This is a genomic window from Stenotrophomonas sp. AN71 (assembly GCF_050435725.1).
Lineage (GTDB): Bacteria > Pseudomonadota > Gammaproteobacteria > Xanthomonadales > Xanthomonadaceae > Stenotrophomonas.
The window spans coordinates 658966-676156 of record NZ_JBNDKU010000001.1 but is presented as its reverse complement, the minus strand read 5'-3'; the positions used below and the strand labels follow the sequence as shown (position 1 = coordinate 676156).

At 66.3% G+C, this 17191-nt stretch carries 15 protein-coding genes; 9 read left to right on the top strand and 6 right to left on the bottom strand.

Features of this window, described 5'->3' with window-relative positions:
- Window positions 1-74 precede the first annotated feature (74 nt).
- From ABH900_RS02920 to ABH900_RS02900, 5 genes are all read left to right on the top strand, one after another.
- Entirely contained in the window at window positions 75-1124 is a 1050-nt protein-coding gene (locus ABH900_RS02920) for a LacI family DNA-binding transcriptional regulator (protein WP_049424705.1), read from the top strand.
- 117 nt (window positions 1125-1241) lie between these two features.
- Window positions 1242-2498, top strand: coding sequence for an L-fucose:H+ symporter permease (gene fucP / locus ABH900_RS02915; protein WP_429621093.1), 1257 nt, complete (start codon window positions 1242-1244; stop codon window positions 2496-2498).
- 6 nt (window positions 2499-2504) lie between these two features.
- Complete coding sequence (locus ABH900_RS02910; RefSeq protein ID WP_429621091.1) at window positions 2505-3500, top strand: carbohydrate kinase family protein; 996 nt, start codon at window positions 2505-2507, stop codon at window positions 3498-3500.
- On the top strand, window positions 3497-4723 hold the full coding sequence (locus tag ABH900_RS02905; protein ID WP_429621089.1) for an AGE family epimerase/isomerase: 1227 nt from the start codon (window positions 3497-3499) through the stop codon (window positions 4721-4723). The genes ABH900_RS02910 and ABH900_RS02905 overlap by 4 nt, the downstream gene beginning before the upstream one ends.
- Before the next feature lie 102 nt (window positions 4724-4825).
- The gene (locus ABH900_RS02900) at window positions 4826-7444 is read left to right on the top strand and encodes a beta-mannosidase (protein ID WP_429621087.1); all 2619 of its coding nucleotides are present in this window, start codon (window positions 4826-4828) and stop codon (window positions 7442-7444) included.
- Window positions 7445-7566: 122 nt separating this feature from the next.
- Here ABH900_RS02900 and mtnC read toward each other — a convergent pair whose 3' ends face one another.
- From mtnC to ABH900_RS02885, 3 genes are all read right to left on the bottom strand, one after another.
- A complete protein-coding gene (gene mtnC / locus ABH900_RS02895; protein ID WP_429621085.1) occupies window positions 7567-8262 on the bottom strand; it encodes an acireductone synthase in 696 nt (231 codons plus the stop codon).
- A gap of 3 nt (window positions 8263-8265) precedes the next feature.
- Window positions 8266-8823 (bottom strand): 1,2-dihydroxy-3-keto-5-methylthiopentene dioxygenase, encoded by a 558-nt coding sequence (locus ABH900_RS02890; RefSeq protein WP_429621083.1) that lies wholly within the window; start codon window positions 8821-8823, stop codon window positions 8266-8268.
- A gap of 92 nt (window positions 8824-8915) precedes the next feature.
- A complete protein-coding gene (locus ABH900_RS02885; protein WP_429621082.1) occupies window positions 8916-9557 on the bottom strand; it encodes a methylthioribulose 1-phosphate dehydratase in 642 nt (213 codons plus the stop codon).
- A 252-nt stretch (window positions 9558-9809) separates the two neighbouring features.
- Here ABH900_RS02885 and ABH900_RS02880 point away from each other — a divergent pair, with 252 nt between their 5' ends.
- Window positions 9810-10184, top strand: a complete 375-nt coding sequence (locus tag ABH900_RS02880) for a hypothetical protein (RefSeq protein ID WP_429621080.1) — start codon at window positions 9810-9812, stop codon at window positions 10182-10184.
- A 62-nt stretch (window positions 10185-10246) separates the two neighbouring features.
- Here the strand turns inward: ABH900_RS02880 and ABH900_RS02875 are convergent, their stop codons facing one another.
- Window positions 10247-11674: an amino acid permease gene (locus ABH900_RS02875; protein WP_429621078.1), complete on the bottom strand. Its 1428-nt coding sequence runs from the start codon at window positions 11672-11674 to the stop codon at window positions 10247-10249.
- Window positions 11675-11755: 81 nt separating this feature from the next.
- Window positions 11756-13231 (bottom strand): amino acid permease, encoded by a 1476-nt coding sequence (locus ABH900_RS02870; protein ID WP_429621076.1) that lies wholly within the window; start codon window positions 13229-13231, stop codon window positions 11756-11758.
- A gap of 130 nt (window positions 13232-13361) precedes the next feature.
- Between ABH900_RS02870 and ABH900_RS02865 the strand changes: the two genes are divergently transcribed.
- Entirely contained in the window at window positions 13362-13976 is a 615-nt protein-coding gene (locus ABH900_RS02865; RefSeq protein WP_429621074.1) for an NUDIX hydrolase, read from the top strand.
- Window positions 13977-14015: 39 nt separating this feature from the next.
- Here the strand turns inward: ABH900_RS02865 and serA are convergent, their stop codons facing one another.
- Window positions 14016-15257 carry a phosphoglycerate dehydrogenase gene (gene serA, locus ABH900_RS02860; protein WP_429621071.1) on the bottom strand — a complete coding sequence of 414 codons (1242 nt, stop codon included), beginning with the start codon at window positions 15255-15257 and terminating at the stop codon, window positions 14016-14018.
- A 169-nt stretch (window positions 15258-15426) separates the two neighbouring features.
- Here serA and ABH900_RS02855 point away from each other — a divergent pair, with 169 nt between their 5' ends.
- Together ABH900_RS02855 and ABH900_RS02850 are read left to right on the top strand one after the other, a co-directional pair.
- Window positions 15427-16815, top strand: a complete 1389-nt coding sequence (locus tag ABH900_RS02855; RefSeq protein WP_429621069.1) for an FAD-binding oxidoreductase — start codon at window positions 15427-15429, stop codon at window positions 16813-16815.
- 62 nt (window positions 16816-16877) lie between these two features.
- A complete protein-coding gene (locus ABH900_RS02850; RefSeq protein ID WP_164147371.1) occupies window positions 16878-17177 on the top strand; it encodes a DUF2388 domain-containing protein in 300 nt (99 codons plus the stop codon).
- Window positions 17178-17191: the final 14 nt, after the last annotated feature.

Below are 17191 nucleotides of genomic sequence, written 5' to 3'. Positions count from 1 at the left end.
GACCCAGCGAACGGCACCGCACGACGTGGCCGTGATCCATTAGGCTTGAGCCTCCAGCGGAGTCCGGGAAGACGATGAACGACAACGGCAGCAGTCCCAGCAAGCGCGCCGGCAAGGCAGTGACGGTGACCGACATCGCGCGGGCCATCGGCGTGTCACGGGCCACCGTGTCGCTGGTACTGCGCGGCAGTCCGCTGGTCAACGTCGATACCCGGGCCAAGGTCGAGGCCGAGCTGCGTCGCCAGCGCTATGTCTACAACCGCGCGGCGGCCAACCTGCGACGTCGTACCTCGTCGAGCATCGCGCTGGTGATCAACGACCTGTCCAACCCGTTCTTCGCCGAATTCGCCTCCGGGGTGGACGAGGCGCTGGGTGGGCGCGGCTATGTGACCCTGCTCGGCAGCACCGGCGAATCGCCGGAGCGCCAGCAGGCGGTGCTGTCCACGCTGATGGAGCACACCCCGGCCGGGCTGATCCTGTCGCCGGCCGAAGGCAGTGATACCGCGCTGCTGCGCCAGGCGCTGGGTGCCAATGCCAACGTGCTGCTGTTCAACCGCGAACTGGACGGTGCCGACTGGGATTTCCTGACCCTGGACAACCAGCACGGCGCCTACCTGGCCACGCGGCACCTGATCGAGCGCGGCCATCGCCAGATCGCCTTCTTCGGCGGCCACGCCGCATCGAGCTCGTGCCACCAGCGCCGTGCCGGTTTCCAGCAGGCGCTGGCCGAGGCCGGATTGTCGTTGCCGCCGGGCTGGATGATCGAGTCGGCCCCGAACCGCCTGGAAGCGGCTGCGCGCACCGATGAACTGTTTGCCGATGGCCATCGGCCGAGCGCGGCGGTCTGCTACAACGATACCGTCGCGCTGGGCCTGATGCTGGGCCTGAACTCACGCGGGATCCGGCCGGGTGGCGACTTCGCGGTCACCGGTTTCGATGATATTTCCGAGGCGTCGGTGGCGGTGCCGCCTTTGACCACGCTGACCGCCGACCCGCGCGAGCGCGGGCGTCAGGCCGCCGCGTTGCTGCTGCAGCGCCTGGACGAACCCGATGCGCCACCGCGGCGCACGGTCGCGCCGGTGCAGCTGCGCATCCGTGAAAGCAGCGCCGCACGACCGAACTGATTTCTTCCGCAGACCCCTTCCACGCAACATCGACCTTCCGCGCATCGAGGCGCGTACCGCATGCCGATCTCCGCAACGCCCCGTCCATCGGGTTCCTCCAGCAGCCAGGCACCGGTCATGAATGCCCGTGCCGCTCTGGCGGTCGCCACCACCATCTTCTTCATGTGGGGCTTCCTGACCAGCCTCAACGATGTGCTGATTCCGCACCTGAAGGCGGTATTCGAGCTGAACTACACCCGCGCGATGCTGGTGCAGTTCACCTTCTTCGGTGCGTACTTCCTGATGTCGGTGCCGGCCGGTCGGCTGGTAGCGCACCTGGGGTACAAGAAAGGCATCATCGCGGGCCTGCTGATCGCTGGCGTGGGCGCGCTCGGCTTCTGGCCGTCGGCTGCGTTGCGCACCTATGAAGCGTTCCTCGGCTCGCTGTTCGTGCTGGCCACCGGCATCACCGTGCTGCAGGTGGCTGCAAATCCGTACGTCGCGCTGCTAGGCCCGGAACAGACCGCATCGAGCCGGTTGACCCTGGCGCAGGCGCTCAATTCACTGGGCACCACGCTGGCGCCGCTGTTCGGTGGCTTCCTGATCCTGAGCACTGCGGTGAAGAGCGGCGATGAGATCGATGCGCTGCCGGTTGCCGAGCAGATCGCTTACCGTGCCGCCGAGGCGCAGTCGGTGCAGGGTCCGTACGTGGGCCTGGCCATCGCGCTGGTACTGCTGGCGGTGTTCGTCTACCTGTTCCGGCTGCCCAGCCTGGCCGAATCCACCGAGCAGGCCGACAGCAGTCACCACACCCTGCTGGATGCGCTCAAGCACCCGCACGTCCTGTTCGGCGTGCTGGCCATCTTCTTCTACGTCGGCGCCGAAGTATCCATCGGCAGCCTGATGGTGAACTACCTGGCCCTGCCGGAAATCGGTGGCATGACCGAACAGCAGGCTACCCACTATGTGTCTGCCTACTGGGGCTGCGCCATGGTCGGTCGCTTCGCCGGTGCATGGCTGCTGGCCAAGTACTCGCCGCGCGGCCTGCTTGCCGGTTTCGCGGTGGCCAACGTGGTGCTGCTGGCCGTCACCCTCGCGTCCGGTGGCAAGGTTGCGCTGTACGGCATCGTGGCCACGGGTCTGTTCAATTCCATCATGTTCCCGACCATCTTCTCGCTGGCGATCGAGCGCCTGGGGCCGCTGACCAACAAGGCGTCCAGCCTGCTCATCATGGCCATCGTCGGTGGCGCGGTCATTCCGCTGCTGCAGGGCATGCTGGCCGATCGCATCGGTCTGCACCTGAGCTTCGTGCTTCCGGTGGTCTGCTACGTCTACATCATCTTCTACGGTCTGGTGGGCTCGCGCCCGCCCGCCGTCCGCGCGCAGGGAGGCTGAGTCGAAATGGGTTCCATTGTCTGCTTCGGCGAAATTTTGATCGATCTACTAGCGCAGCCACCGGCCACGGCCGACACCCCGCGCGCGTTCCTGCAGTACGCCGGCGGTGCGCCCGCCAATGTTGCGGTGGCCGCCGCGCGTCTGGGTGCGAAGACCCAGTTCGTCGGCACGCTGGGCCGTGACATGTTCGGTGACTTCCTGGCCGACAGTCTGGTCGAGCATGGTGTGGGCACCGACTACATCGTGCGCACCGACGCCGCCAAGACGGCGCTGGCCTTCGTCGCCCTCGATGCCGGCGGCGAACGCAGCTTCAGCTTCTACCGCCCGCCGGCGGCCGATCTGCTGTTCCGTGACGGTGATTTCCAGGCCGACTGTTTCGACAGCGCGCAGTGCTTCCACGTCTGCTCCAACAGCCTGACCGAGCCGTCCATTGCCGAGGCCACTTTCGCTGGCATGGAGCGCGCCCGCACCGCCGGTGCGGTGGTGAGCCTCGATCTCAACCTGCGCCCCGCCCTGTGGCCGGCGCACGAGGACCCGACACCGCGCCTCTGGCAGGCGCTGGAGCGGGCTGACCTGGTCAAGCTGTCGCGCGAGGAACTGGATTACCTGGCGGCGCCGCTGGGTGCCGATGGCGAAGCGGCGGTGCTGCGGCGCTTGCTGGCCGCGCAGGCGCGCTGGGTGATCGTCACCGACGGTGCGGCCACGCTGCACTGGTACACCCGCGACAACCACGGCACCGTCACCAGTTTCAGCGTGGCCACGGTCGATACCACCGCGGCCGGCGATGCTTTCGTCGGCGGTGTGCTGGTCGGCCTGCTGGAACGGGGCGGGGCCGGTGCGGGTTTCGCCGCGTTCTGCCAGGACCCGCAAGCGATCACCGCCACACTGCGCTTCGGCGCCGCGGTTGGCGCACTGGCGGTTACCCGCAAGGGCGCGTTTGCCGCGATGCCCTCGCTCGATGAAGTGCAGCAGCTGCTGCAGGCACAGGACGTTACCGCATGAGCACCTCGCCCGATTTCCGTTCACCCACATTCCTGCGTGCGCATATCGCCGACACGATGGCGTTCTACCACCCGCGCTGCATCGATCCGAACGGCGGCTTCTTCCACTACTTCCGCGATGACGGCAGCATCTACGATGCCAGCCACCGTCATCTGGTGAGCAGCACCCGCTTCGTCTTCAACTATGCGATGGCCTATCGCGAGTTCGGCAACGCCGAATACCGCGATGCAGTCGAGCACGGCGTGCGCTACCTGCGCGACGTGCATCGCAATCCGGTTACCGGCGGCTATGCCTGGACCCTGCGCGACGGCAAGGTCGAGGACGACATGAACCACTGCTACGGCGTGGCGTTCGTACTGCTGGCCTACAGTTGCGCGCTGAAGGCCGGCATGGAGCAGGCACGCGCCTGGATGGATGAGACCTGGCAGCTGCTGGAAGCGCGCTTCTGGGAGCCGCAGCACGGCCTGTACAAGGACGAAGCCGACGGCCAGTGGAACTTCACCGGCTACCGCGGCCAGAACGCCAACATGCACATGTGCGAGGCGATGCTGGCCGCGTTCGAGGCCAGTGGCGAGCAGCGCTACCTCGAACGCGCGCTGCAGCTGGCCGACAACATGACCCGCCGCCAGGCCGCCAAGGCTGGCGGCCTGGTCTGGGAGCACTACGATTCCAACTGGGAGATCGACTGGGACTACAACCTGGACGACCCCAAGCATCTGTTCCGCCCGTGGGGCTTCCAGCCGGGTCACCAGACCGAATGGGCCAAGCTGTTGTTGATCCTGGACCGCCACGTGCAGGCCGACTGGCTGGTGCCGACCGCGCAGCATCTGTTCGACGTGGCCGTGGCGCGCAGCTGGGATGACGCACGTGGTGGCCTGTACTACGGCTTCGCCCCGGAATCGCGCCGCCAGCCCGGCATGGATGGTGCGCCGATCGGTGGCGACAGCTTCGTCTGCGACGACGACAAGTATTTCTGGGTACAGGCCGAAACGCTCGCCACCGCCGCGTTGATGGCCAAGCGTACCGGCGATGATCGTTACTGGCAGTGGTACGAGCGCATCTGGGCGTACTCGTGGGAACACTTCGTCGATCACCGGTACGGTGCCTGGTTCCGCATTCTCGATGCCGACAACCGCAAGTACAGCGACGAAAAGAGCCCGGCTGGAAAGGTGGATTACCACACCATGGGCGCCTGCTACGAAGTGTTGAACGTGGTGCGTTGAGGTCTGCCGCGCTGCGCGCTCGCCGGACGTGGTCCGGCGCTACCGTGGCGTGTTGCATTGGTAGCGCCGGGCCACGCCCGGCGAATACAACAGGAGCATCCCGTGCATCGTCTTTCCCTTGTTGTCCGTCTGCTCCTGCTGCTGGTATCGGCCAGCGCGTTGCCTGCCGCCGCAGCTCCGCTGCAGGCGCAATGGGAATTCCGCATGCTGCCCGGCGACGCGCAGGGCGCGGCCCATCCGGGCATGCAGCAATGGCGCACGGCGAAGGTGCCGGGCAGCGTGCACACCGATCTGCTGGCTCACGCGCTGATCCGCGATCCCTATGTCGGTGCGCCCGAGGCCGAGCTGCAATGGATCGGCCTGGCGGACTGGGAATATCGCGCGCGCTTCGACGTCGATGCCGTTACTCTGGCCCGGCCGAACGCAGAGCTGCGTTTCGATGGTTTGGATACCTACGCTGAGGTCATCCTCAACGGCAAGCCGCTGCTGCGTGCGGACAACGCGCATCGTACCTGGCGTGCCCGCGTGGAAGGGCGCTTGCGCGCCAAGGACAATGAGCTGCAGATCGTGTTCCGTTCGCCGATCCGCACCCTGCTGCCAGGCGTGCAGGCGATGCCGCACAGGATCGCCGGCAATTATCCCTCGCCCTATGGCGATGAGCCGAAAGACGCGATGGTCGGCAATTTTGCGCGCAAGCCGGCCTATCACTTTGGCTGGGACTGGGGGCCGCGTTATGTCACTGCCGGCGTTTGGCGTGGTGTCGACCTGCAGGCATGGGATGCGCATCGCGTGACCGACCTGGCCGTGCGCACCGATGCGCTGGATGCGGAGCAGGCGAAGCTGGCAGTGGTGCTGCAGGTGGAGCAGGGCGCAGCGGCGGGCACGGCCAGGGTCACGGTGGACGTGCTTGACCCGGAGGGTCGCAGCGTGGCCCATGTGCAGCGCAGCGTGCTGCTGAAGCCGGGCCAGAACAGTGTGGAGCTGCCGATTGAACTGGCCCAGCCGCGGCGTTGGTGGCCGGTAGGCCACGGCGCGCAGGACCGATACACGGTGCGGGCGCGCCTGGACGGCGGTGCCGATGCCGTGCTGGCGCGCGAGCAGCGCATCGGCCTGCGCACGGTCGAGCTGCGTCGTGAGCAGGATGGCAAGGGCGGGCAGGGCTTCGCCCTCGTCATCAATGGCATGCCGGTCTTTGCCAAGGGCGCGAACGTGATTCCGTTCGACGCCTTCCCGGCGCGGGTCGATACTGCGCGCCTGCGTCAGGTGCTGGTGGCGGCGCGCGATGCCAACATGAACATGCTGCGCAACTGGGGTGGCGGCTACTACGAGGACGACGCGTTCTTTGATATCGCCGACGAGCTGGGCTTGCTGGTCTGGCAGGATTTCATGTTCGGCGGCGGCATGCAGCCTGGCTACGATCCGGCCTTCCGCGGCAGCGTGGTGGCCGAGGCGCGTGACAACGTGCGGCGGCTGCGTCACCACCCCAGCATCGTGCTGTGGTGCGGCAACAATGAAGAAGAGACCGCCTGGAAGGACTGGGGCCATGGCCGTGATCTGAAGGCCGCCGACCCAGCGTTTGCAGCGAAGGTCTGGCAGGGTTACGTCGATCTCTTCGGTAAGGACCTGCGCCAGGTGGTGAGCGACGAAGGGCTGGGTATTCCGTACTGGTCCAGCTCGCCCAGCAACGACCTGGACGAGAAGGCCAACGACTCGACCCGTGGCGACAAGCACTACTGGCAGGTGTGGGGCAATCCGGCACTGCCGGTTCAGGCGTACCTGCGCGAGACGCCGCGCTTCATGTCCGAATACGGGCTGCAGGCGTGGCCATCGGTGGCAACGGTGGACCAGATCGCCACCCGCGCCGAGCAGCGCATCGACAGCCCGGTGATCCGTGCGCACCAGAAGTTCATGGCCGGCGAGGGCAACAGCCGCCTGCTGCACTACATCGAACTGGGCTATGGCACGCCAAAGGATTTCGGGGACTTCGTCTATCTCAGCCAGGTGATGCAGGCCGACGGCATCGCACTGGCCGCGTTGCACCACCGCGCGTCGCGGCCGTACACGATGGGTTCGCTGTACTGGCAGCTCAACGATGTGTGGCCGGGCGCTTCCTGGTCGAGCGTGGACTACTTCGGCCGCTGGAAGGCGCTGCACTATGCGGCGCGGCGGTTCTTCGCGCCGGTGACGCTGGCGGCGCTGCGCGATGAGGGCAGCACGCGGGTGCGCCTGATCAATGATGGCGCCGCGCTGGACGCACGGTGGCGGCTGCGGGTGATGGATGTCGATGGCAAGGTGCTGCGCCGGCGCGAAGAGCCGGTGACCTTGGCTGCGGCAGGGGTGACCTCGGCCGGTGACTTTACCGACGCGGAACTGCTGGCTGGTGCCGACCCGAAGCGCACGGTGGCAGTGTTCGAACTGCTGCAGAACGGAACGGTGAACGCGCGGCAGGTGGTGGGTTTCGCTGAAGCCAAGGACCAGGTGCTGCCACGGCAGAAACTGAAGGCGACCCTCGCCATCGACGGTGACCACTATCGGCTGCGGCTGCAAAGCGCGAGCTTTGTGCGGGCGGCCTGGATCGACTTCGGTGCGCTCGACGTGCAGGTCGAAGACAACCTGCTGGACCTGCTGCCAGGCGAAACCCGCGACATCGCGGTACGTGGCCCGGTGGACCTGACGACCCTGCGCGAGTCACTGAAGCTGAAGACCCTCAACGATCGCTGAGGGTCACGCGTTGGTAGGTGCCAACCCTGGTTGGCACTCCAGAAGCATGCCAACCAAGGTTGGCATCTACCAGAATCGGAAAGCCGACATCGGGTGGGTGCGGACCGTTGGTCCGCACACCCTTACAGCTGGATCTGCTGGAAGTTCTCGACGCGGTCGTGGCCGTTGGCGGCCTGGCCCGTGCGCGGCAGCGGGTAGTCGTCCAGCCGGTCGATCAGGCGCGTCTGCAGCCCGGCGTCGCGGGCGGCGTCCAGTTCCTCGACCACATCGGACAGGAACAGGATCTCGCCGGCCGGAACGCCGATTGCCTGCACGATGCGGCGATAGCTGTCGGCCTCACGCTTGCCGCCGACTTCGGTATCGAACCAGCCTGACACCAGCGCGCTGAGATCGCCGGCATCGCTGAAGCCGAAGAACAGCTTCTGCGCCGGCACCGAGCCGGACGAATACACGTACAGCGGCAGGCCCGAGGCGTGCCAGCCCTTCAATACTGCCGCCACTTCCGGATAGAAGTGCGCGGTGTAGTCGCCGCGACGGTAGCCGGCATCCCAGATCCGACCCTGCAGGGCCTTCAGCGCGGTGTGCTTGCGGTCCTGGTCGATCCAGCCCTGCAGCGTCTCGACCACCAGGCTGTCCTGGCAGGCGCCGCCGATCTCGGTGGCCACCGCGTCCAGCCAGCGGCGCACCTCCGGGTCCTGGCCGTGTTCGGCGACGAAGCCGGGCAGGGCTTGGCGCGCATAGGGGAACAGCACGTTCTTGACGAACGAGATGCTGCTGGTGGTGCCTTCGATATCGGTCAGGATGACGCGGGGCTGCATGGATCAGGATGCCTGGGTCGGAATGTAGCGGGGGAATTTCTGCGCGATGTCGGTGCCGGTGAAGTGACCGACCCAGCCATCCGGCTCGGTGAAGAAGCGGATCGCCACGAAGCTGGGTTCATCGCCCATGTCGAACCAATGCGTGGTGCCATCGGGCACGGCGATCAGGTCGTCCTTCACGCACTCGATCTCGTAGACCTTGTCTTCCACGTGCAGGGTGAACAGGCCGGAACCAGCGACGAAGAAACGCACCTCGTCTTCCTTGTGGAAGTGTTCATCGAGGAATTTCTTGCGCAGCTCGGCGCGGTTCGGGTTGTCCGGCGCGATCGAGGCCACGTCGACGCTCTTGAAGCCGTTCTCGGCGACCAGGCGATCGATGTCGGCACGGTAGGCGGCGAACACCTCATCCTGGCTGGCGCCGGGTGCGACCGGTGCGGTGGCCTGCCAGCGTTCGAAGGTGACGCCGATCTTCTTCAGTTCGGCAGCGATGAGCGCGCCGTCCTGGGTGTCCAGCAGCGGCGATTCGGGGCGGGTGTCGTCGTAGATGCGCAGTCGGCTCATGGCGGCAGCTTGAACGTCTCGGGGGGAAGACAGGGTAGCAGGGTGCGGGCCGCGGCCAGATTCCGGAATGGAATCTGGTGGTGCGTACCGCGTCAGCGGCGCAGCTTGCGCAGCTCCAGTTCGCAGTGCAGCAGGAACTCGAAGGCCTCCATGTGCCGGCGTGCCTCGGCCATGTCGCGGCCCCAGGCGTACAGGCCGTGGCCGTCGATCAGGTAGCCCCACAGCGGCTGGCGGTCGAGCAGGTCGTCCACCTGCGCCGACAGCACGTTCATGTCCTGGGTGTTGGCGAACACCGGAATGTCGATGGCCATTTCGTGGGTGCTGTTGCCGGCGAAGGCTTTCAGCAGTTCGTAGCCTTCGACCCGGATGTGGCCCTGCGGCGCATACAGGCGCGAGGCGATGGTCTGCACCGGCGAATGCGTATGCAGCACGCAGCCGATTTCCGGGAAGCGGCGGTACAGCTGGGTGTGCAGCAGGGTTTCGGCGGACGGGCGCAGCGGGCGGCCGACGGCCTGGCCGTCGAAGTCCACCACCATGATGTCGTCCTCGATCAGACGGCCCTTGTCCTTGCCGGACACGGTGATCGCAGCGTGGCGGTCGTCCAGGCGGTGGGAGAAGTTGCTGCTGGTGGCCGGAGTCCAGCCGGCCTGGGCCAGTTCGCGGACGTTGTCGATCAGCAGCTGGGCCAGTTCGCTCAGGCGCGCGGTGTCGTAGGGGGAGGTGGGGGCGTTCATGGGGATCATTTTACGTGATCAGGCCGAATGCTGGGCCTGCGAGGCGATGGCGGGTGCGGTGCACGGGCAACGCGGCGCAGTGCGCCAGCAGTCGACGGTCCGGATTTGGATCGAGGCAGGCACAGCGCAGGCTGAATGGGGAAGGTATGGCTTGCGCTGTAAGCGATTCCGGCCGTGGACAGGCCTCGCGCCGCGAAACACCATCGGGTGGCCGCAGGAGTTCCGGCGAGCACCAAGGACAGGAGTGTTTCGATGTTCACGCGCGCAATGGGGATGATGGGGGTGATCGGCATCGCGCTGGCCAGCAGCGGCTGCACGATGGAATGGGTGAGGATGGATGCGGGAGCGCGGCCATTCGGCCCCGCCCACTCGAGTTGCAAGGCGCAGGCCGACGATCGCTGGCCGGTGAGGAATGAAGTGGCTACCCGCACCGTCTACGAAGACCGCAAGGTGCCCTGCAGGCTGGATGAAGTCTGCGCCATTGACGGCAAGTACAACATGGTGCCGATGCCGAAAGAAGAGAGCTACATCGTGGACGTCAATGCGTCCGACCGCAGCAGCGAGTTCAGTGCCTGCATGGCCGGAGCCGGCTGGCAGCAGCAGCTGATCTGGTTCAACCGGCGCTAGGCAGCGGGGGCATTCCGCGCCAGGGAACAGGGCAGGGCCGCCAGGGCCCTGCCGCGTTTGCTTTACTTGCCCCGCAGGCGGCTATGCCTGAAGCCGTAGCAGAAATAGATCACGAAGCCGACGAAGGTCCACACGCCCATCAACATCCAGTTGTGCATCGTCATCGCCGACAGCAGCGCCAGGCAGCTCAGCACGCCCAGACTACAGATCAGCCAGGCCATCGGCATGCGGAACGGGCGCGGCAGGTCCGGCTGGGTGCGGCGCAGGATCAGCACGCCGGCGCAGACCGCTGCGAACGCGATCAACGTACCCATCGAGGTCAGCTCGCCGAGGATATCCAGCGGGAACAGAGCTGCCAGCAGCGCGATGCCGATGCCGGTGATCACTGTGTTGATGTGCGGCGTGCGGTACTTCGGATGGATCTTGGTGAACACCGGCGGCAGCAGGCCGTCGCGGCCCATGATCATGAAGATGCGCGGCTGGCCGATGATCATCACCAGCACCACCGAGGACAGGCCGATCAGGGCGCCGACTTCGACCACCCAGCGCAGCCAACCCAGCTGCGGATGCGCAGCCACCGCAGTGACCACCGGTTCGTCGGTGCCCAGCAGCGGATAAGGCACCAGGCCGGTCATCACCGCGGCCATCGCGATGTACAGCACGGTGCAGATCACCAGTGACAGCATCATGCCGAACGGCATGTCGCGCTGTGGATTCTTCGACTCCTGCGCCGCCACCGATACCGCCTCGAAGCCGATGTAGGCGAAGAACACCATCGCCGCGCCGCGCAGCACGCCTTCCATGCCGTACTTGCCGGGGCCTTCGTTTGCGGGGATGAATGGCGTCCAGTTGGCGGTATCCACGTATTTCCAGCCGACCACGATGACCAGCACGATCAGGCCGGTCTTCAGCACGACCATCGCCATGTTCATCGCCGACGACTTGCTGATGCCGACGTAGCACAGCCAGGTCAGCAGCAGCACCAGCGCGGCGGCGGGCAGGTTGGCGATCGCGCCGGTCGGCCGCAGCTGTGCATCGAGCGGGGCGCTGACCAGGGCCGCCGGTAGATGGATGTCGAACTGGCTGAGCAGGCTGAGGAAGTAGCCGGTCCAGCTGACCGCCACCGCCGAGGCGGAGACGCCGTACTCGAGCACCAGCATCCAGCCGATGAACCAGGCCGAGAGTTCGCCGAAGGTGGCATAGGTATAGGTGTAGGCGCTGCCGGAGACCGGCACCATCGAGGCGAACTCGGCGTAGGCCAGCGCGCAGAAGGCGCAGCAGATGGCGGCCAGCACGAACGACAGCATGATGGCCGGCCCTGCGTGGTTGGCAGCGGCCTGGCCGGTGATGACGAAGATGCCGCCGCCGATCACCGCGCCGATGCCGAGGGCGGTCAGCCCCCAGGGGCCGAGGTGGCGGCGCAGGCTCAGGCCGTTGGCGTCTTCATGGGCGGCGTGCGGGTGCTTGGTGGCCCACAGTTGCTTGAACATGTGTGGTGGTCTTGTCGAAGCGCGCCGCAACCGGCGCACGGGAAAACGGACGGGCCGGCTCAGGGCCGGCCCGTAGGCGGATCAGGAGGACTTGGCCAGCTTGCTGTTGCGGATGCCGTAGCCGAGGTAGATCAGCAGGCCCAGCAACGTCCAACCAACGAACAGGTGCCAGTGCACCACGAACGCCTGCCAGAACAGGAACAGGCACGACAGCGCACCGAGCGGGCAGATCACCCACACCAGCGGCACGCGGAATGGGCGGTGCAGCTCAGGACGGCTGTAGCGTAGGATCAGTACGCCGATGCAGACCGTGGCGAAAGCCAGCAGGGTGCCCATCGAAACCAGCTCGCCCAGCACGTTCAGCGGCACCAGGCCGGCCAGCGACGCGGCGATCACGCCGACAACGATGGTGGCCCAGTACGGCGTGCGGAAACGCTTGTGGACCTTGCCGAACATCTTCGGCAGCAGGCCGTCGCGCGAGATGGTGTAGGCGATGCGGGTCTGGCCCATCATCATCACCAGCACTACCGAGGACAGGCCGGCGATCGCGCCGATCTCGACCGCGGTCTTCAGCCAGGACAGGCTCGGGTAGGCTTCCAGTGCGGTGGCCACCGGCTTGTCGGTGCCGAGCAGGTGGTACGGCAGCATGCCGGTCAGTACCGCGCAGACGATGATGTAGACGATGGTGCAGATCGCCAGCGAACCGAGCAGGCCGATCGGCATGTTGCGCTGCGGGTCCTTGGTTTCACCGGCCGCGGTGGAGACCGCATCGAAGCCGATGTAGGCGAAGAACACGATGGTGGCCGCGCGGAACACGCCGCTCCAGCCGAACTCGCCCGGCACGCCGGTGTTCTCCGGGATGAACGGATGCCAGTTGGCCGGGTCCACGTGGGCGGCGCCGATGCCCACGAACAGGCAGATCACGAAGACCTTGATGGCGACGATGATCGCGTTGACGAACGCGGACTGGGTCACGCCCACGTACAGCAGGCCGGTCACCGCCGCCACGATCAGCACGGCCGGCAGATTGAACAGCTTGCCGGAGGCGGCGAACTCGTGCCCGTTCCAGGCGATCGGCGCTGCACTCAGTGCGTCCGGGAACGGCATGTGCAGCGTAGTGGTGATGAAGCTGATCAGGTACGCCGACCAGCCCACCGCGACCGAGGCCGAGGCAAACAGGTACTCCAGCACCAGGCACCAGCCGATGAACCAGGCCATGCCCTCACCGAGCGTGGCGTAGGAGTAGGAATAGGCGCTGCCGGAAACCGGCATCATCGCCGCGAACTCGGCGTAGCACAGGCCGGCCAGCGCGCAGGCGATGCCGGCGAAGACGAAGGAGAGCATGACCGCCGGCCCGGCATGATTGGCTGCGGCCTGGCCGGTCAGCACGAAAATACCTGCACCGATCACCGCACCAATGCCGAGCATGATGAGGTGTTTCGCCGTGAGGGTCCGTTTCAGCGTGGCTTCGCCGTCCAGGCTGCCTTCGATGGGTTCGCCGGCATCGACGTGCCCGGCCGGTTCGACCGGCTTGACCCTCAACAGAGCTTTCAGCATGCAGTACTTCCTGATGATCGGATTGGGGGCCGCCGATGCGTTGCCGGCGACCTGGAATGGTGAAGGCCGTGCGAACGGCCCGCTGTACCTTAGCCAAAGCTGAAGCCAACGCACAAGCGCAATCGCAACAATGAACGGCGATAATGAGCAGTATTTTTCCAGACCGCCCCCATTCATGAGTCAGACCGTCGAAACCCTTGCCGTGCTTGATGATCACCTGCGTGGCCTGCTGCAGGACTATGCCGGTCGTGAGCCTGCTCACGACGCGTTGGCTGCCGAATTCGGCACATTGATCGGCGATCCGGAAGATCCGTTCAGGCGCGAACGTCTGGCCGGCCACTTCACTGCCAGCTGCTGGCTGGTCAGTGCCGATGGCCAGCGCCTGCTGCTGACCCACCACCGCAAGCTGCAGCGCTGGCTGCAGCTGGGAGGCCACGCCGACGGTGAGCGCGACCTGGCCCTGGTCGCGCTGAAGGAAGCCGAGGAGGAGTCGGGCCTGAGCGGCCTGGTGCTGGAAGACCCGGCCATCTTTGATCTGGACAAGCATTGGATTCCGGAGCGCAAGGACGTGCCGGGGCACTGGCACTACGACGTGCGTTTCGTGATCCGCGCGCTGGGTGGCGAGGCGTTCGTGCTCAGCGAGGAATCGCTGGAGCTGGCCTGGCGGCCGGTGGTCGAGGTCGCCGCCGATCCGGAATCGGATGAATCGATGCAGCGCATGGCGCGCCGATGGTTGGCGCGCTGAAAGATGCATCCACGCATGGCGTGGATGGCGGGATGCGCTTCAATACAGGATGCGCGTACGCAACGTGCCCGCAATCGCGGCCAGCTCCTCGCGCACGGCGGTGGCCTGCTCCTCGCTGGCGGTGATGTCGATCACCACATAGCCAACCTTCGGGTCGGTGCGCAGGAACTGGCCGTCGATGTTGACGTTGTGGCGCGAGAAGATCTCGTTGACCTTGGACAGCACGCCCGGCACGTTCTGGTGGATGTGCAGCAGGCGCAGGCTGTCGGCGTGCTCGGGCAGGGTCACTTCCGGGAAGTTGACCGCCGACAGGGTGCTGCCGTTGTCGCTGTAGCGCACCAGCTTGGCCGCCACTTCCACGCCGATGTTGTCCTGCGCTTCCAGCGTGCTGCCGCCCACGTGCGGGGTCAGGATCACGTTGTCGTGGCGGGTCAGCGGCGATTCGAAGATATCGCCGTTGCCCTTCGGCTCGACCGGGAATACGTCCAGTGCGGCGCCACCGACGTGACCACTGGCCAGGGCCGCGTCCAGCGCATCGATGTCGACCACGGTGCCGCGCGCGGCGTTGATCAGGTGCGCGCCCTTCCGCATCTTCGCCAGTTCGGTGCTGCCGATCATCCACTGCGTGGCCGGTGTCTCCGGTACGTGCAGGGTGACGATGTCGGCGCGTGCCAGCAGGTCGTCCAGGCTAGCTGCGGCGCGGGCATTGCCCAGTGCCAGCTTGGTTTCCACGTCGTGGAAGATCACCTGCATGCCCAGCGATTCGGCCAGCACGCCGACCTGGGTGCCGATGTGGCCGTAGCCGATGATGCCCAGGGTCTTGCCGCGCACTTCATGGCTGCCGCTGGCCGACTTCGACCAGCCGCCGCGATGGCATTCGGCGTTCTTCTGCGGGATGCCGCGGGTCAGCATGATCGCCTCGGCGATCACCAGCTCGGCCACGCTGCGCGTGTTGGAGTAGGGCGCGTTGAACACCGGGATGCCAGCCAGTTCGGCTGCATCCAAGTCGACCTGGTTGGTGCCGATGCAGAAGCAGCCCACCGCGATCAGGCGCTTGGCCTCGGCCAGCACCTCGGCGCTGAGCTGGGTGCGCGAACGGATGCCGACAATATGTGCCTCGGCGATGCGCGCCTTCAGTTCGTCCTCGGGCAGCGCCTTGGTGTGCGCTTCGATCTGGCTGTAGCCGGCGGCGCTGAACACCTCCACGGCGGTCTGGCTGACCCCCTCCAGCAACAGCACGCGGATATCCTGCTTCGGGAACGAGGTCTTCTTCGGCGACATGGGGCAACACGGCCAGTGGGACAGGGGCCAATCACTATGCCAGATCGCGACGCCCATGGTGCAGTGCGCAATTGGTTGCATCGGTAGCTAGCTGCACGGATGCGGGGCTGGACGCTGGCGCGTGCCGCTGGCACGCTTGCCCGTTCTTCACGCACCGCGCTGGACCGTCATGACCGATTCCCGCATTGCCTCGCTGCAGCAGGCCTGTCCCGGCCTGAAGCTGAAGACCGACCCGGCCGACCTGGCGCATTACGGGCGCGACTGGACCCGGCGCTGGACGCCGGCACCGCTGGCGATTGCGCTGCCGGCCACGGTCGAGGAAGTGCAGGCAGTGATGCGCTGGAGCGCCGAGCATGACGTGGCGGTGGTGCCGTCCGGCGGCCGCACTGGCCTGTCCGGCGGCGCGGTGGCGGCCAACGGCGAGCTGGTGCTCAGCCTGGAACGGATGAACAAGGCGCTGGCCTACGATGCGGTCGATCGCACCTTGGTGGTGCAGGCCGGCATGCCGCTGGAGGCCGTGCACAACGCCGCGCTGGACCACGGCCTGATCTACCCGGTCGATTTCGCGGCACGCGGCTCCTGCACGATTGGGGGCAACATCGCCACCAATGCCGGCGGCATCCGCGTGATCCGCTACGGCAACACCCGCGAGTGGATCGCCGGGCTGAAGGTGGTCACCGCCAACGGCGAGCTGCTGGAACTCAACAAAGGACTGATCAAGAACTCCAGCGGTTACGACTTCCGCCAGCTGCTGATCGGTTCGGAGGGCACGCTGGGCGTAATCGTCGAGGCGACGGTGAAGTTGACCGACCCGCCGCCTGCAAGCAACGTGATGCTGCTGGCACTGCCCAGCTTCGAAGTGCTGATGCAGGTGTTCGCTGCGTTCCGTGCGCGCCTGCAGTTGCAGGCGTTCGAATTCTTCACCGACCGCGCTCTGGAGCACGTACTGGCTCACGGCGCGCAGGCGCCGTTCGATGAGGTGCATCCGTACTACGTGGTGACCGAATTCGCGGCCAATGACGAGGCGCAGGAAGCGGCGGCGATGGCGGCGTTCGAGGACTGCATGGGCAACGGCTGGGTCAGCGACGGCGTGATCAGTGCCAGCGACGCCCAGGCCGCCCAGCTGTGGCGCCTGCGCGAAGGCATCACCGAAGCGCTGGCGCGCTACAAGCCCTACAAGAATGACGTTTCGGTGCGGATCTCGGCGATGCCGGCGTTCCTGGCCGAGACCCAGGCACTGATCGGGCAGGCCTACCCGCATTTCGACGTGGTCTGGTTCGGACATATCGGCGACGGCAACCTGCACATCAACGTGCTCAAGCCGGACGACACCGGTGACGCCGATTTCGTGGCGCAGTGCGAACACGTGACCAAGCTGCTGGCCCAGGTACTGGAGCGCTTCAACGGCAGCATTTCGGCCGAGCATGGCATCGGCCTGGTCAAGAAGGGCTACCTGTCCAGCACGCGCGGCCCGGCCGAGATCGCGTTGATGAAGGCGGTCAAACATGCCTTTGATCCCCAAGCGCGGCTGAATCCAGGCAAGCTGTTCGACGTCTGAACCGCGCACAGTCTTCACGCACCCGTTACGCTCCACCCATTCCCACAACCGGCTTCGAACCGATGATCCGTCCGCTTCTGCTGCTCGCCCTGCTGTCCCTGCCGCTGGCCGGCTTCGCTTCCAGCTTCGCCGGCACCTCGGCCGGTTCTGCCACCGGTGCGTCCTCCGGTTCCTCGGCCAGCAGTTCGGGCGACGACAAGGTAGTCCAAGCCGCGCGCGATGATGCCGCCGCGTTCGTGGCCAGCGACGGCCAGATCCGGGGTGCACGCCTGCAGGCCGCGCTGGTCCATCTGCGCGAGCAGAGTGCCGCCGCGCAGCAGCAGAGCGACCTGGAACTGGCCCGCGCGCTGCTGGCGCGTTGATCCGACCTTCGGAT

Coding starts and splice junctions, on each gene's coding strand:
- ABH900_RS02920 (WP_049424705.1), top strand. CDS start 75: ATGAACGACAACGGCAGCAGTCCCAGCAAGCGCGCCGGCAAGGCAGTG.
- fucP (WP_429621093.1), top strand. CDS start 1,242: ATGAATGCCCGTGCCGCTCTGGCGGTCGCCACCACCATCTTCTTCATG.
- ABH900_RS02910 (WP_429621091.1), top strand. CDS start 2,505: ATGGGTTCCATTGTCTGCTTCGGCGAAATTTTGATCGATCTACTAGCG.
- ABH900_RS02905 (WP_429621089.1), top strand. CDS start 3,497: ATGAGCACCTCGCCCGATTTCCGTTCACCCACATTCCTGCGTGCGCAT.
- mtnC (WP_429621085.1), bottom strand. CDS start 8,262: ATGCAGCCCCGCGTCATCCTGACCGATATCGAAGGCACCACCAGCAGC.
- ABH900_RS02890 (WP_429621083.1), bottom strand. CDS start 8,823: ATGAGCCGACTGCGCATCTACGACGACACCCGCCCCGAATCGCCGCTG.
- ABH900_RS02885 (WP_429621082.1), bottom strand. CDS start 9,557: ATGAACGCCCCCACCTCCCCCTACGACACCGCGCGCCTGAGCGAACTG.
- ABH900_RS02880 (WP_429621080.1), top strand. CDS start 9,810: ATGTTCACGCGCGCAATGGGGATGATGGGGGTGATCGGCATCGCGCTG.
- ABH900_RS02875 (WP_429621078.1), bottom strand. CDS start 11,674: ATGTTCAAGCAACTGTGGGCCACCAAGCACCCGCACGCCGCCCATGAA.
- ABH900_RS02870 (WP_429621076.1), bottom strand. CDS start 13,231: ATGCTGAAAGCTCTGTTGAGGGTCAAGCCGGTCGAACCGGCCGGGCAC.
- ABH900_RS02865 (WP_429621074.1), top strand. CDS start 13,362: ATGAACGGCGATAATGAGCAGTATTTTTCCAGACCGCCCCCATTCATG.
- serA (WP_429621071.1), bottom strand. CDS start 15,257: ATGTCGCCGAAGAAGACCTCGTTCCCGAAGCAGGATATCCGCGTGCTG.
- ABH900_RS02855 (WP_429621069.1), top strand. CDS start 15,427: ATGACCGATTCCCGCATTGCCTCGCTGCAGCAGGCCTGTCCCGGCCTG.
- ABH900_RS02850 (WP_164147371.1), top strand. CDS start 16,878: ATGATCCGTCCGCTTCTGCTGCTCGCCCTGCTGTCCCTGCCGCTGGCC.